This is a genomic window from Streptomyces kryoterrae, from assembly GCF_054072135.1.
Genome location: NZ_CM133358.1, coordinates 2,146,000 through 2,159,312, shown reverse-complemented (window position 1 = coordinate 2,159,312; position 13,313 = coordinate 2,146,000). Strand labels below are relative to the sequence as shown.

Genomic DNA, 13,313 nt, shown 5'->3' with positions numbered 1-13,313 from the left:
CAGCGGAGTGTGGCAACGCCCACCCCAGCGACGGCCCGTCGGCCTCAACTCAGCGCGCCCGGTGATCTCTTGACAGCCACTCAAGGAGCCTCCAAGATGACGTTCCTTGCACTGAGATCGTTCCCACAAAGCACAGAGCAAGGAGATCAGGTTGCACCCAGCGCCCCGCTTTCCCCACCCGGACACAATGGTCTTCGGGGCTGACTACTACCCGGAACAGTGGCCCGCCGAGACCTGGCACGAGGACATGGCCCTGATGCGGCAGGCCGGCATCAACCTGGTGAATATCAATACGTTCTCGTGGGTATCACTCGAACCCGAGCCGGGCAGATACGAGTTCGCGGCTCTGGACAAGGTGATGGATCTGCTGGCCGACGCCGGAATCGGCGCCAGCCTGGCAACGCCGACCGCCGCGCCTCCGGCATGGTTTCTACGGCAGTACCCGCAGGTACTGCCCGTGAATTCGGCCGGTGTGACCCTCGGAACGGGTGCCCGCGAGTCTTTCTGCCCGAGCGCGCCGGAATACCGGCAGGCGGCCACCGGAATCGCGCGAGCGCTCGCCGAGCACTACAAGGACCATCCGGCGCTGCGGACTTGGCATGTCAACAATGAATACGGGGCGCACGTCCCGATGTGCTATTGCGAACGCAGTGCGACGGCCTTCCGTGACTGGCTTGCACGTAGCTACGGGACGATCACCGCGCTGAACGAGGCATGGGGGACGGCCTTCTGGGGCCAGGCGTACGCACGGTGGGAGGAGATCACCCCGCCGCGCAAAGCACCCATGCCGGTCAACGCGACCCAACGCCTCGACTTTCTCCGCTTCTCGAACGACGAACACATCGCGTGTTACCACGCCGAAGCCGACGTACTACGCGACATCACCCCCGGTGTACCCGTCACCACGAACTTCATGGTCGGCGAGGCGAAGTACGTGGACTACTGGAAGTGGGCCGGGCACGTCGACTACGTCGGCACCAGCAGCTATCTCCAGACAGCCGAACCGGACAGTCATGTGCTGCTCGCCATGTCCGCCGACCTGGCGCGTGGGGTGGCCGGCGGACATCCGTGGCTGCTCATGGAGCACTCCACCGGCGCCGTCAACTGGCGGCCGCGCAACCCGGCCAAGGCTCCCGGCCAGATGCGTCGCAACACCTTGGCCCACATAGCCCACGGATCCGACGGGGCGATGTTCTTCCAGTGGCGCGCCTCGCGCTTCGGTTCCGAGAAGTTCCACTCCGCAATGCTGCCCCAGGCGCACACCGACTCGGCCCTCTGGCGCGACGTGGTCGCTCTCGGCGGCGATGTGCGCGCCCTGTCGGAGGTCCGCGGCTCCCGGGTGGTCGCGGATGTGGCGATCGCCTGGGACTGGCAGTCGTGGTGGGCGATGGAGTTCGAAGACAAGCCCAGTTGCGACCTACGTCATCTGGATCGCATGCACGCCTACTACCGGGCGTTGTGGGGCGGCAAGGTCACCGTCGACTTCGTGCACCCGGGAGCCGAGCTCGGCGCGTACAAGCTGGTCGTTCTCCCCAGCCTCTACCTGCTCGACGAGGCCTGCGCCGCGAATGTGCGCGACTATGTCGCCGCGGGCGGCTGCGTGCTCGTCTCCTACTTCAGCGGAATCGTCGATCAGCACGATCACGTGTACCCGGGGCCGTATCCGGGCGCTCTGCGCGAGTTGCTGGGTGCCTACACGGAGGAGTTCCATCCCCTGGACCTCGACGAGGAGGTGCTGCTCTCGGACGGGACGACGGCTCGGGTCTGGTCGGAGCGGGTCGTGACGACGGGTGCCGAGCCGAGGCTGTCCTTTGCGACCGGGCTCGATGCCGGAGAGCCTGCTGTGACCCGCAACGCCTTCGGCGACGGCAGCGCGTGGTACGTCGCGGCACGGCTTGAACCCGATGCGCTGCTTCCCCTGCTGGAGACGGTATTCGAGGACGCCGGCGTGCGACCGGCCGATTGTCCTGAGCCGGTGGAGGCCGTGCTGCGTCAGGCCGAGCACGTCGAGTATCTCTTCTTGATCAACCACGACCGGGCCGGGACGCACAAGGTCACGGCCTCGGGCACCGATCTGCTGAGCGGCGCCGTGCACGAGGGCAGCATCGAACTCGGTCCGTCGCAGGTTGCCGTACTGCGTCGGCCGCGTGGGGACAAGCAGTGAGTGACGAGAAGCGGCCGGTGATCGTCGCCCATGGTCTGCGGCGTACGTTCAAGGTCCCCCGGCGCGACCCGGGTCTGGCCGGCGGCCTGCGCTACCTCGTGCGCCCGCGCTACGAGACGAAGGTCGCGGTCGAGGACGTGAGCCTCACCGTCGCGGAGGGCGAACTCGTGGCGCTGCTCGGCCCCAACGGCGCCGGCAAGTCGACCCTGATCAAGATGCTCACCGGCATCCTCGAGCCCACCGCGGGCAGCCTCACCGTCGCGGGACTTGTGCCCCACCGCAACCGACTGGCCAATGCCATGGCCATCGGTGCCGTCTTCGGCCAGCGCAGCCAACTGTGGTGGGACCTGCCCGCGCGGGAGAGCTTCCGCATTCTGCGCGAGGTGTTCGGCATAGCTGAGCACGACTACCAAGTCCGGCTGCGTGAGTTCGACCGGCTCCTGGAGCTGTCGGCCTTCTGGGAGACACGGGTACGGCATCTGTCGCTGGGGCAACGCGTGCGCTGCGATCTCGCCGCCGCGCTGCTCCACGATCCACCGGTCGTGTTCCTGGACGAGCCGACGATCGGCATGGACGCGATCGCGAAGGAGAGCGTCCGGGAGTTCCTCCGCCACCAGGTCGAATCCTGCGGCAGAACAGTGCTTTTGACGACACATGACATGACGGAGGTTGACCGGCTCGCCCACCGCGTGGTCCTGGTCAATCACGGCAGGACGGTTTTCGACGGTCTGATCGAGGATCTCCGTTCCCGCTACGGCAGCGACACCCACGATCTGGAGGACGTGATGAATGTTGCCTACCGCGAAACCCGATGAGCGCCGAGCCGGGCCGAGTCCGACACCCGGACGGTCGACCCGCCGCTGGATCACCATCGCCGGAATCTCCTGGCGCACGGAACTCGGCCACCGAGCCAGGGTGATCAACTCCACCATCCGCCTGGCCATGCAGCTCTTCGTCGTGTCCTGCTTCTGGCGGGGTTTCTACCAGGCGTCCGGCGGTGCGCACAGCATGGCCGCCACACAGACCGTCAGTTATGCCGTCCTCGCGATCCTGGTGACTCAGACGGGCGGCATCGACCGGATGTTCTCCCGCGACAGCATCGTCCAGCACCTCCAGCGTGGAACCATCCTCTACTGGCTGGTGCGGCCGATCCCTCCCCGCCGCTACTACGCCATGCGCGCCATCGGCGACCGGGCATACGGTCTGGCGTGGGGAGCGCTCGGCTACGTCGTCTGCCGGTACACCGGCGTCATCGCGGCGCCGGCAAGCCGGTCGGCGGCGGCCATCGCCCTCGGATCGTTCGCGCTCGGCTGCGTCACGCTCTTCTACCTCAATCAGATCCTGGATCTGATTTGCTTCTGGACGATGCTGAATACCAATGCGCTGAACATATACCAGTTCGTCATGAGCCTTTTGTCCGGTGCCATCGCGCCACTTTGGTTCTTTCCGGGATGGTTTCGCGAGGTTAACGAGGTCTTGCCGTTTCAGAGCATCCTCAATACTCCGCTGTCCATCTACGTGGGCCGGACATCGGCGAGCGCGGCAGTTCCGCTCATCGGTGTTCAACTGTTGTGGATAGTCATACTCATCATGCTGACCCGGCTGATGTGGCGCCGAGCTGAGTCGAGCACGGCAATCGAGGGGGGATAACCGTGTGCGGAGACGTGACAAAAACACTGGAGGTTCAGGCTCAACAACTCGCGCATCCCCCTGGAATCGTGGCGCTGGCACGGCTCCGCCGCCGCAGATTCCACAACCTGCGTCTCATCTGGTGTGTGACGAAGGTGAACTTTCGGGCGAACCTCGAATACCGCGGCGACTTCCTGCTCGCCATCGTGTCCGGGATCATCTGGCAGGCTTCCGTCCTGGTATTGGCCACGGTGCTGGTCAACCGCTTCCCTGACCTGGCGGGATGGACGAAGGGCGAGATCCTCATGGTGGCGGCGATCCGACTGCTCAGTCACAGCCTGTACGTCGCAGGGTTCGCCTCGCTCGCGTCGCTTCCCCGCATCGTTCAGGAAGGAAAGATCGACACCTTTATGCTGCGCCCGCTTCCCGTCTACCGGCAGATCCTGTTGGACAAGCTGTTCCTCAATGCTATCGGCGACCTGATCGTGGCGATCACGCTGTTCACCATGGCCCTGCCGGAGATGCATGTGCACTGGACAGCCCCGCGCATCGGCTATCTGATCCTGGCCGTCATCGGAGGCGTGTTCCTAGAGGCGTCCCTACATACCGTTATCGCCTGTTTCGCGCTGCGCTCGATATCAACTATTCCCTGGTCGCAGTGGGTCGACGAGCTTCTTGCCACCTTCGGAAGTTATCCGCTCAAGATCTTTCCGGTGAATGTGCAAATGCTGCTCACCTTTGGTATTCCGATAGCGTTCATCAGTTATGTTCCGGCGGCTGAGCTGGCCGGCAAGACGGCGGAACTCCAGTTTTCTCCCTGGCTGGCGACGGCCGCACCGCTCGTCGGAATTCTCGCCTTCGCGGCCGCCAGATCCCTGTTCACCGTCAACCTGCGAAAATACACTGGCGCGGGAGGCGTCTAATATCTGCGGATTTCGACTTCATTGGAAAAGCACAGCCGTTTTTCACGAGCCATGGAACCGTCTGCCAGGAACTGACGGTCTGGTTCGACCTCGGCGGTCCGATCCGCTCCCGGGACTGGGTGCTGCCCCGGATCCGCGCCGGGTCAGTGGCGTAGTCATTCACCGCTGGGTCCGGGTTGGTACCGCTCGGCGGCTGCTCGAGGTGGCGGACTGTCGGCTAGCCGGGCTACCGCGGTTCTCGTCCCCCGGCGCGGAGTTGCCCGGCCGCCGGCGGAGTATCCGGACGAGTCACTCTGCTCCGGCCGAGGACGTCGATCTCCGGTTCTTCGCCCACGAGTTCCTCGGCATTCTCACGACCTCGCCTGTCATCCGCACCGACATCCACCGCCATCCGGCCGCTCGGCCCGCCTTACACCCCGCCGTCAGGCGGCCTAATCCGAAGGGACACCCTCGTTCATGAAGCTCACCGTCATCGGCTGCGGATACCTCGGCGCCACCCACGCCGCCTGCATGGCCGAGCTTGGCCACGAGGTTCTCGGCCTGGACTCCGACGTCGACAAGGTCCACGCCCTCAACACGGGCAAAGCCCCCTTCCACGAGCGCGACCTCGACGACCTCCTCGCCAGGCACACCGCCAGCGGCCGACTGCGGTTCACCGCCTCCTACGCAGAGGCCGCCGCCTTCGGCGACCTGCACTTCATCGGGGTGGGCACCCCGCAACAGCCCGGCGCACATGCCTACGACCTCAGCCACCTGCTCACTGCGGTCCGTCAGCTCGCACCCCACCTGACGCGCCGGGCCGTCGTCACGGTGAAGTCCACCGTCCCGGTCGGCACGGCCCCCCGCGTCCGTGATCTGCTGCACGAGTACGCGCCCGCCGGCCACGCGGTCGAGGTCGCGTGGAACCCCGAGTTCCTGCGCGAGTCCTGCGCTGTCGAGGACACCATGCGACCCGACCGCCTCGTCCTCGGCTTCGAGAGGGAGGGCTCCTGGGCCGAAGCCGTACTCCGGGAGTGCTTCGAGAGGATCATCGAAGCGGGAACGCCGACAATCGCCACCGACTGGGCCACCGCCGAACTCGCCAAGACCTCCGCGAACGCCTTCCTCGCCACGAAGATCTCCTTCATAAACGCCATCGCCGAGGTCTGCGAAGTCTCCGGCGCGGATGTCACCCAGCTCGCCGAGATCCTCGGCCACGATGTCCGTATCGGCCGCGCCGGCATGTGGCCCGGCCTCGGCTTCGGCGGCGGCTGCCTGCCCAAAGACATCCGCGGCTTCATGGCCCGCGCCGGAGAACTCGGCGCCGACCAGGCCCTGACGATCCTCCGAGAGGTCGACGCGATCAACAACCGGCGCCGCGAACGTGTGGTCACCCTCGCCCGCGAACAACTCGACGGCGACCTCGCCGGCCGGCGGATCACCATCTGGGGTGCCGCCTTCAAACCCGAGACCGACGACATCCGCGACTCGCCCGCCCTGGCCGTGGCCCAGAGACTCCACGAGCTGGGCGCGACGGTTACCGTCACCGACCCCAAGGCCCTGGACAACGCCCGCAAGGCACACCCCGAACTCGGATACGTCGAGGATCCGATCGACGCCGCCCAGGACGCCGACCTGCTGCTCCACCTGACCGAATGGCCGGAATTCTCGCGCATCGATCCGCGCGTACTCGCCAGCCATGTGGCGAGCGCGAAGGCCGTTGACGGCCGCAGCACCCTCGACCTCCGCTGCTGGCGTGAAGCCGGATGGAACCTCCGTGCCCTGGGCCGCCCCTGACCGTGACCGCCAACGCCTCCTCCAGCCGCTCACGCGGCAGGGAGAAATCACGTGCCTCAAGATCGTCCGCCCGGGTCGGCCACCGCCCAGCCGTGCTCCGACAAGGTGCTGGCGACATCGTCGCTGAGGAAGCGCAGCATGCCGAGCGTGAAGGCAGATCGGGTCGTCGGAGTCGGCCATGCCTTCGGCCCTGCAGAAGCCGAGGAGATTGCGCCGAAGCATCATTGGCGAGAAGGCCGGGGATCGCCAAGAAACGGGCGCACAGGGGCCCGGTCACGCGAGGACCTGGACCCGCCGCCGTAGTAGCGGGCGGAACACGGGGCAACCGCCAACGGAGCACGTCGACTCTCCGTGCCGCGCGTGTTGAGGTGCTGCGTTGGCGGTAGGAAAGCTCAGCCAGACGTGCCCTCCACGCCCGGAAATGATGCGCATAATGGCGATCTGATGCGAGGATCACTGCTCATAACGCCATCGTCCTCGAGATCCTGCAGAACTACCGTGCAGCGGGAGCATGTCTCAGTACGTCTGCGCAACCTGATCCGCAACTAGTAGGACTCCGTTAGGTCTTTCTGTCGGTGGTGTTCAGCGGCATGGTGGGTGTGTGGACGCACATGAAGTGAACCGTGCTCGGGCGAAGTTGGCGTTGTTCGTGGCTGATGTGTTCTCCTCGGTGCCGCGCAAGGACCAGCGGGCCAAGGGCGGCTGTTATCTGCGGGGACTGATGGTGGACGGGCGGCGCAAGTCCATCCAGGCCATGGCTGCGCGGCTGCCGGACGGCAACGAGCAGAACCTGCAGCAGTTCGTGAACCAGTCGCCGTGGGATCCGGTGCCGGTGCGGCGGCGGATCGCGGAACGGATGGTGCCGCTGATCGGCCCGGATGCCTGGGCCATCGACGACGTGTCGTTTCCCAAGGACGGGAGGATGTCGGTCGCCGTCGCTCACCAGTACTGCGGGGCCCTGGGCAAGCAGGCGAACTGTCAGGTGGCGGTCAGCGTGCACGCGGTCACCGATGCCGCCTCCGTCCCGCTTCAGTGGCGGCTGTTCCTGCCCGGGGAGTGGGACAGCGACGCCGAACGCCGGCGTCGCTGCCAGGTGCCCGATGAGGTCGGGCACCGGGAGAAGTGGCGCCTGGCCCTGGACACCCTCGACGAACTGGCCGGGTGGGGGCTGGTGCCGCCGGTGGTGGTGGCCGACGCCGGCTACGGGCAGAACGCCGACTTCCGCGACGGCCTGGCCGGCCGGGGCATCGGATATGTCGTAGCGGTCCGTTCGGATGTGACCGTGCACCCGCGCCATGCGCAGCCCGCCGCCCCGGCCTGGTCCGGGAACGGCCGCAAACCGCAGGCCCGTTACCGGGACAAGCCGTCCTCCGTGTCCGTTCTGGCCGTTGGTCACGGGCGACAGGCATTCACCGAGGTCACCTGGCGTGAAGGCTCCTGCGGGGCGATGCGCTCGCGCTTCCTGGCCCTGCGGGTGCGGCCGGCCGGGGTCCGGGCCCGCCGCCTGGCCCGGGCCGCCGCGACCGCGCGGGAGGGCTTGTGGGACGGTGTCCTGCCCGAGGTCACGCTGCTGGTCGAGTGGCCCGAAGGCGCCGAAGCACCCACCGACTACTGGCTGTCGAACCTGCCCGCCGGCACCCCGGTGGCCGAACTGGTCCGCCTGGCCAAGATCCGCTGGCGCATCGAGCACGACTACCGGGAACTCAAGCACGGCCTCGGCCTGGACCACTTCGAGGGACGTTCCTGGGCGGGGTGGCATCACCACGTCACCCTGGTCACCGCCGCCCACGCCTTCCTCACCGAACAGCGCCTGGCCCCAAAAGCCGATACGGCGGACTCACCCTCTACCAGATCCTCGACACCATCCAGGACCTGCTGAACTGCTGGACGGGCACCTGCACCACCTGCCACCGCCCTCTGCCCAGAACCTCCGCCACCAGACCAAACCCAAGAGCCAAAGCAACCTAACGGAGTCCTACTAGGCGATCCGGTAGAGCAGTTGGGCCGCGCTCTCCGCTCAGGCGGGGAGCGCGGCCCTTCGTGTGTGTGCACTACGTGTGCGTACGGCCCCCTACACCCAGCCCCGCTGTGCGGCCCGTACCCCCAGTTGGAACCGGCTCGACGCCCCCAGCCGGTCCTGCAGCTCGCTCACCCGTCGGCGTAGGGTCCTGAGACTCACGCCCAGATGGCGGGCCACGGCCTCGTCCTTCAAGCCGGCCGTCAGCAGTCGCATCAACGTCCGCTCGCCCTCGGAGAGTTCACCGTCACCGGCCCCCTGGCCGAGCGGGGTCGCCTGCTGCCAGGCCAGCTCGAAGAGCTTCTGCAGGGCCTCGGTCACCGCCGAGTGCCGCACCACGACACAGCAGTAGCCGCCCGCCGCCGAAGCGGTCAGCGGGAGCAGTGCCCTGCACCCGTCGACCACCAGCAGCTTGACCGGCACCGACGGCAGCACCCGGGCCTGCTCGCCGAGTCCGACCATCCGCCAGGCGTGGGCCAGGATCTGCGGTTCCTCCAGCGCGGTCGCCGCGTAGACGGCGCGCGAGACGATACCGCGGTCGAGCAGGTCGGCCTGACGGTTCAACTGCGGTGTGCGCGGGCCGAGATACGGCGGGGTGTCGAAGAGGCACACCTCGCGTTCGGCTCGCGCGTACAGCTCCTCCAGGCGTGCCGCGATGGCCCCTTCGCCGGAGACGACCTCGATCAGCCGGGTCGGCTCCTCGCGCAGCAGCCCCGCCTCGTACGCGGTCGCCATCTCCTCGGCGGTGGCGGTGAGCAGTTCGGACTCGGTCTCGCGCTGCCGGATCAGCGCGCGGATCGCCACCCGCGGGTCGACCGCGGGTAACCCGCCCATGGAGTCCGGCGGTTGCAGCAGACCGAGCGCGAGCAGCCGGTCGCAGGACTCGCGGATCCGGGCCGGCGGGGTGCCGGTCAGCAGGGCCCAGCCGGCCGCGCCCGCGTCGGGCTGATGGAGGATCGACTGGTACACCAGCTCGTCGGAGGCGGAGACCCCCACCGCGGACCATGGGCTCGCGGCAGGGGTCTGTCGTGCTGTGTCGCGCGCCGTGTCGTGTGCCGTGTTCATGGCTTGGCACGCTAGATGACGCTTGTTAAGGCTGGTGCACAGGTTGCGGGTGTGGCCTACTTCAGACCGAAGGCCCGCAGCACGGTCTGGTCGATCCCGTTGCCGTCCCGGTCGGTGGCCCGCACCCGCAGCGTCACCGACTCGGCGCCCTTCGCGGCCTTGAACCGGGCCGTGCCGCCCTTGACCTTCACAACCTTCCAGGACGCGCCGTCGTCGTAGGAGACCCAGGCCTTCAGACTGCTCGCCCGCACCCGCCCCAACTGGTTCGCGACCGGCAGCCCGATCTCCAACTCCCTTTTGCCGTCGGCCCGGTTGAGAAGGTCGAGCCCCTTCGGGGCGATGCCGACGGTGAGCAGCGGCAGCGCGGTGGTGGCGTCGGTGTGCGCCGAGGCGAAGGTCCACTCGGTGTGCGTGCTCGTGGAGTACCTGGCCCAGGCGGCCCGGCGCCGCACGTCCAGGACGAAGCGGTACGCGGCCTTGTCCGCCGGCACGTCGAAGACGCCGTACCCGCCGAGCGCCGAGTCACCGACCGGTTGCCCGTCCGCGTAGAGCTTGCCCTTCGCGGTGTTGTCGGTGCCGTCGACGTACCCGTAGTGACCGGGCGTGGAGTCGTTCAACTCCGTGACGGTCATGGTGAGTTTGTCACCGGTGCGTTCGGAGAGACCGTACTCCTCGCTGGTTCCGGGCCGGACGACCTGGCGCAGCCAGTTCTCGCTGGGTTCCGTGCCCGCCTTGCCGAAGGTGCGCAGCGGGCTCCACTCGCCCCTGGAGGTGTCCCAGTTGGGATAGACGACGTGCCAGGTACGGGTGTCGGGGTCGGCGTAGTAGTACTCGTCGCGTTCCGTGCCCAGCTTCACGGGGACGCTGTTCTCGATGCCGTAGCCCTGCCAGGGGCGGAAGGTGTACGCGGTGTCCGCGCCGATCTCGCCGGCCGTCGCTCCGTGGTAACGGGCCTTGCGCTTCACGGTGTTGGACCTGTCCAGGCTGTACGTCTGGTTCGCCGAGATGGCGCCGCTCTGCGCCGCGAGCAGGTTGTAGACGTACGGACTGTCCGGCGTACCGCCCAGCTTCAGTGTGACCTTGCTGCCGGTCTTCAGCAGCCCGGCCAGCCTGGCGCCCTCCTCGCCGGTGGCGATCATCAGCGGGACGGCGGTCGCGCGGTCCACGGCCTCGATCCAGAAACCGGGGGTCTTGTGGTAGGCGATGAGGTAACCGGCGCCGGCCCTGGTCGCGTTGTCCAGAGCGCCCTGTGCCCGCTCCGTGGCGCCGAGCCCGACGACCGCGACCTTGCCCTGGACGTCCAGCCCCGCGAAGTCGGCCGCGGTACCGCCGCCCGCGTCCACCGCCCGCACCTTGTGGTCACCGCTGATCTTCGACGGCAGGCCCTCGTACGTCTGCGAGTAGTAGAGCGAGGACAGCGCCGACTTCTCCGGACTGATGACGCTCGCCGTCAGATCCTTCGCGTACAGCCGGAACTTGGCGGAGAAGTCCAGGGTGCCCTCGGTGACCTGCGGGGTCGGCGCGACATAGACGTGGTCCGTCCAGAAGCCCTGGCTGTAGGTGAGCCCCCAGGCATTGCCCGGCCCCTCGCGGTGCATGCTGGTGCTGAAGCCCTGGAACTCGGAGTCCTCCTTCGTCCTCGGCTTGATCTCCACCGCCTTGCGGGCGTCGAGGACGACCTCGGTGTCCCCGTTGACCTTGATCTCGGGGTTGACGACGATCGAGGTGCCGACGGCCAGACCACCCGCGTCGCGGTCCGGGATCCAGGTCGAGACGGAGTACGTACCGGCCGGCACCTGCCAGGTCCAGCCGGTGCCGAGGAAACCGTGCTGGTTGGGGATGGCGCCGTTCAGCTCCATGAGCGTGTAGATCGACGCCGCGGTGGACGGCTTGCCGTCGCGGCCCAGGATCGAGACCTTGAGCGCGTGCGTCCGCGGAGCCTTCTCGAAGCCGACGCCCGTGGTGACCTGGATACCGTCGGCGGTCGCCGTGACATGGCCCGTGTACCGACCCTCGGCCTCCTGTGCCGGGTCCACGCCGACGGGGACCGTGGCGGTGCCCCGCGCGGGCACGGTCAGCGTGCCGACGCCCAACGTGACGTCGGCGAGCGACGACGAGAGCTTCAACTCCACCGCTTTGTCAGTGGTGTTGGTGTACGTGATGTCCTTGGAGGTGACCCCGCTGTCACCGTCCTCGAACCTGCCGAAGCTCAGCGTCGGCGTGGCGAAGACGTTCTGCCGCACCGCCCGTACGACGTCGACCCGGCCGTCGCCCTGCTCGAACACGGAGTTGTCGGCGTTCGTCTTCGCCGTGCTGGCCAGCGCCTCCTTGAGCTGCGCTCCCGTCCAGTCCGGATGGGCCTGCGCGACCAGCGCCGCCGCGCCCGCGACATGCGGAGTCGCCATCGAAGTACCGCTCGCCGTCGTGTAGTTGTCGTCGACCGGCACACCCATGACGGTCCCCGCCGCCCGGGCCGCCGTGATGCTCACACCCGGCGCGGTGATCTCCGGCTTGACCGCGAAGTCGCCGGGGCGCGGACCCCTGCTGGAGAACGGGGCCAGCTCGTCGGACCTGTCGACCGCGCCCACCGTCAGCGCCGAGTCGGCGATGCCCGGCGTGCCCACGGTCCGCTCGCCCGGGCCCGCGTTGCCCGAGGCGATCACGAAGAGGGTGCCGGTGGAGGCGGACAGCTCGTCGACGGTCTCCCTGAGCACGTCGGACGAGCCGGTCGCCGTACCGCCCAGCGACATGGAGACGATCTTCGCACCGGAGTGCGCCGCCCACTCCATACCGGCGATGATCCAGGAGGACTGGCCGCTGCCGCGGTTGTTCAGCACCTTGCCGACCAGCAGCTCCGCACCCGGCGCCACCCCCTTGAGGCGGCCCCCCGAGGCCGCGCCCGAGCCGACGATGGTCGAGGCCACATGGGTGCCGTGGCCATGGCCGTCCTGCACCGACTCGCCCGGTACGAAGCTCGTCGACCCCGCGATCCGCCCCGCGAGGTCCGGGTGTCCGGCGTCCACGCCCGTGTCCAGGACGGCGACCCTGACGCCCTTGCCGTCGTAGCCGGCCTGCCACACCTCGGGCGCGCCGATCTGCGGCACGCTCACGTCGAGGGACGCGGTCACCTGGGCGTCCAGCCAGAGCTTCTCGATGCCCTCGCCGAGCTGCTTCGCGGCCTTCGTGGTGGGCTCGGTGCCGAGGGCGGGGGCGATGTCCGCCCAGAACGCGGTGGACTTCCCCGCGCTCAGCGCGGCGCCGTCGATCCCGGGTAGCGCGAGCGTCCGGCGCGAGCCCTCCGGGGTCGCGCTGCCCTTGCTGTACGTCGCGATCACGGGCGTCGCGGCGGTCCTCGCGTCGGTGTAGCCCTGCTTCACCAACTGGCTGACGTTGAACAGGGCCGGGTCGAGACGGCCCGCCTGGATCAGCGGGATGGCGTCCGTCGGCAGGACGCTGACCTCACCGTTCTTCTCGCTGGACAGGAAGGTGGCGGCCTCGCGCCCCTTGCCCCGCCGGACGTCGACGGCGTTCTTACCGTCCGCTCCCGCGGTGAGCGACACGGTGTCGCCGGTGATGAGGGTGACCGTCTGCGCTGAAGCAGTGGTCGAGCCGGGGCTCTTGACGGTGGTGGTGACCGGGGACACCGGACCGGCCGCCGCGGGTACGACCGCACCCGCGACCAGCCCGGCCGCTCCTGCCGCGGCCCAGAGGGCATGGAGTCTTCGCATCTGTGGACGTC

At 68.0% G+C, this 13,313-nt stretch carries 7 protein-coding genes and 1 pseudogene; 6 read left to right on the top strand and 2 right to left on the bottom strand.

Annotation, left to right across the window (positions count from 1 at the left end):
• Positions 1-187: 187 nt before the first annotated feature.
• The 6 genes and pseudogenes from ACW4TU_RS08970 to ACW4TU_RS08945 all read left to right on the top strand — a co-directional run bounded on the left by ACW4TU_RS08970 (position 188) and on the right by ACW4TU_RS08945 (position 8,371).
• Positions 188-2,164 (top strand): beta-galactosidase, encoded by a 1,977-nt coding sequence (locus ACW4TU_RS08970; protein ID WP_457426395.1) that lies wholly within the window; start codon positions 188-190, stop codon positions 2,162-2,164.
• A gap of 17 nt (positions 2,165-2,181) precedes the next feature.
• Positions 2,182-2,925 (top strand): annotated as a pseudogene (locus ACW4TU_RS08965) (ABC transporter ATP-binding protein); the annotation flags it as partial.
• A gap of 154 nt (positions 2,926-3,079) precedes the next feature.
• On the top strand, positions 3,080-3,814 hold the full coding sequence (locus ACW4TU_RS08960; RefSeq protein ID WP_457426393.1) for an ABC-2 family transporter protein: 735 nt from the start codon (positions 3,080-3,082) through the stop codon (positions 3,812-3,814).
• Between the two features lie 14 nt (positions 3,815-3,828).
• Positions 3,829-4,716, top strand: coding sequence for an ABC transporter permease (locus ACW4TU_RS08955; RefSeq protein WP_457426391.1), 888 nt, complete (start codon positions 3,829-3,831; stop codon positions 4,714-4,716).
• A gap of 456 nt (positions 4,717-5,172) precedes the next feature.
• The gene (locus tag ACW4TU_RS08950) at positions 5,173-6,492 is read left to right on the top strand and encodes a UDP-glucose dehydrogenase family protein (protein WP_457426389.1); all 1,320 of its coding nucleotides are present in this window, start codon (positions 5,173-5,175) and stop codon (positions 6,490-6,492) included.
• Between the two features lie 601 nt (positions 6,493-7,093).
• Positions 7,094-8,371, top strand: coding sequence for an IS701 family transposase (locus tag ACW4TU_RS08945; RefSeq protein ID WP_457426387.1), 1,278 nt, complete (start codon positions 7,094-7,096; stop codon positions 8,369-8,371).
• 192 nt (positions 8,372-8,563) lie between these two features.
• On the opposite strand, the gene ACW4TU_RS08940 is transcribed toward ACW4TU_RS08945, so the two are convergent.
• Positions 8,564-9,574: a helix-turn-helix transcriptional regulator gene (locus ACW4TU_RS08940; protein ID WP_457426385.1), complete on the bottom strand. Its 1,011-nt coding sequence runs from the start codon at positions 9,572-9,574 to the stop codon at positions 8,564-8,566.
• 56 nt (positions 9,575-9,630) lie between these two features.
• On the bottom strand, positions 9,631-13,302 hold the full coding sequence (locus ACW4TU_RS08935; RefSeq protein ID WP_457426383.1) for a S8 family serine peptidase: 3,672 nt from the start codon (positions 13,300-13,302) through the stop codon (positions 9,631-9,633).
• Between the last annotated feature and the right edge of the window lie 11 nt (positions 13,303-13,313).

Excerpts from the sequence above, each read along its gene's own strand:
- ACW4TU_RS08970 (WP_457426395.1), top strand. The coding sequence starts at position 188 with ATGGTCTTCGGGGCTGACTACTACCCGGAACAGTGGCCCGCCGAGACC.
- ACW4TU_RS08950 (WP_457426389.1), top strand. The coding sequence starts at position 5,173 with ATGAAGCTCACCGTCATCGGCTGCGGATACCTCGGCGCCACCCACGCC.
- ACW4TU_RS08940 (WP_457426385.1), bottom strand. The coding sequence starts at position 9,574 with ATGAACACGGCACACGACACGGCGCGCGACACAGCACGACAGACCCCT.
- ACW4TU_RS08935 (WP_457426383.1), bottom strand. The coding sequence starts at position 13,302 with ATGCGAAGACTCCATGCCCTCTGGGCCGCGGCAGGAGCGGCCGGGCTG.